Annotated in this window: 2 protein-coding genes; both read left to right on the top strand. The window is 62.4% G+C overall.

Annotation, left to right across the window (positions count from 1 at the left end; translation table 11 throughout):
• Positions 1-569 (top strand): ATP-binding cassette domain-containing protein (locus tag EN991_RS34905; RefSeq protein WP_127370428.1); only part of this gene is annotated, 569 nt, incomplete at its 5' end.
• 14 nt (positions 570-583) lie between these two features.
• Positions 584-1,770 (top strand): MlaD family protein (locus tag EN991_RS34900; RefSeq protein WP_164769616.1); only part of this gene is annotated, 1,187 nt, incomplete at its 3' end.

The raw sequence follows: 1,770 nt of genomic DNA, 5'->3' as shown, positions 1-1,770 counted from the left end.
ATATCGAGAAGGCTGATGATGCCGAGCGTCTGCGCATCGACATGCGGCTTGGCGTGTTGTTCCAGCACGGCGCCCTGTTCTCGGCGCTGACGGTGCTGGAAAACGTCCAGGTGCCGATGCGCGAATATCTCGACCTGCCGCGAAAGCTGATGGACGAACTGGCGATGCTCAAGATCGAGCTGGTCGGGCTGCCGCCCGACGCGGCGCAAAAATTCCCATCCGAACTGTCCGGCGGCATGATCAAGCGCGCCGCACTGGCGCGGGCGCTGGCGCTCGATCCCGACATCGTCTTCCTCGACGAGCCGACATCGGGTCTCGATCCGATCAGCGCGGCGGAGTTCGACGAGCTGGTGGTCAAGCTGCGCGACACGATGGATCTGACCGTCTACATGGTGACGCATGACCTCGACACGCTGTTCACCGCTTGCGACCGGGTGGCCGTGCTCGGCAAGAAGAAAGTGCTGGTCGAAGGCACCATCGACGACATGCTGAAGAGCGAGGAACCGTGGGTAAAATCCTATTTCCGCGGAAAACGCGCCCGGCAACTTGATCTTGCGGCGCGCGCATAGCCATAAGTGGGACAATGGAAACCAGAGCCAACTACGTCATTGTCGGCATCTTCACGCTGGCCGCGATCCTGGCGGCGTTTGCCTTCGTCTACTGGACGGCGGCGATCGGCGACAAGGGCGAGACGACGTTGCTGCGCGTGCGCATTCCGGGCTCGGCCTCCGGGCTCGGCCGCGGAAGTTTCGTGCTGTTCAACGGCGTCAAGGTCGGCGACGTCAAGCGCGTCTATATCGATGTCGACAATCCGACGGTTGCCATCGCCGATACCGAGATCGACCGCATGACGCCGATCACCAAATCGACGCAAGCCGATATCGGGCTTGCCGGCCTGACCGGGCAGGCCAACATCGAGCTCAAGGGCGCCGATCCCAAGGAGGTAAAGCTCCTCGACCAAGCGGAAAAGGAAGGCAAGGTCGCCGAGATCGTCGCCAACCCGTCGGCGGTGACCAACCTCTTGCAGACGGCGCAGAATATTTTTACCCGCGCCGACAAGGTGCTGACCGAGCTCGAAGGCTTCACCAAGGACGTTCGCGGGCCGCTGACGCAGACCGTCCAGAACGTCCAGACCTTCTCCGATGCGCTGGCCAAGAATTCGGACGGCATCGACAAGTTCCTGTCCGCCGCCAGCACGCTGGCCGATGAGCTGAAAGGCGTTTCCGGCAAACTCGACGGCACGCTGAAGGCGGCCGAAGGCCTTCTCAACGCGGTCGACAAGGACAAGATCAAGAGCATCGTCGCCAATGTCGACGCAGTAACCGGTAACCTCAAGCAGACGTCGAAGCAGCTCGACGGCGTGATCAAGAACGTCGATACAGCCGTGGGGTCGGTCAACGACTTCGCCAAACGGACGCAAGGCACGCTGGCCAAGGTCGACAACGTGCTCGACGGTATCGATCCCGCACAAGTGCGCTCGGCGCTCGCCAACATCCAAAAGGCCAGCGAGAGCGCCGACAAGGCCGCCGCCGACATCGCGGAGGTGACCCACAAGTTCGCCAACCGGGCCGACGACATCGACCAGACGATCAAGGACGCAAAGCAGCTCGCGCAACGGCTCAACGATGCCTCGGTGCGGGTCGATGGCATTCTAGCCAAGGTCGATACCTTGCTCGGGTCGGGGCAGGCCGACGGCGTGATGGCGGATGCGAGGGCGACGCTGAAGTCGTTCAAGCAGGTTGCCGACACGCTGAATTCGCGCCTTGGCGT

Origin of the sequence: Mesorhizobium sp. M7A.F.Ca.US.005.03.2.1, from assembly GCF_003997795.1 — a bacterium.
GTDB lineage: Bacteria > Pseudomonadota > Alphaproteobacteria > Rhizobiales > Rhizobiaceae > Mesorhizobium > Mesorhizobium ciceri.
This window is presented reverse-complemented; position numbering and strand designations above follow the sequence as displayed.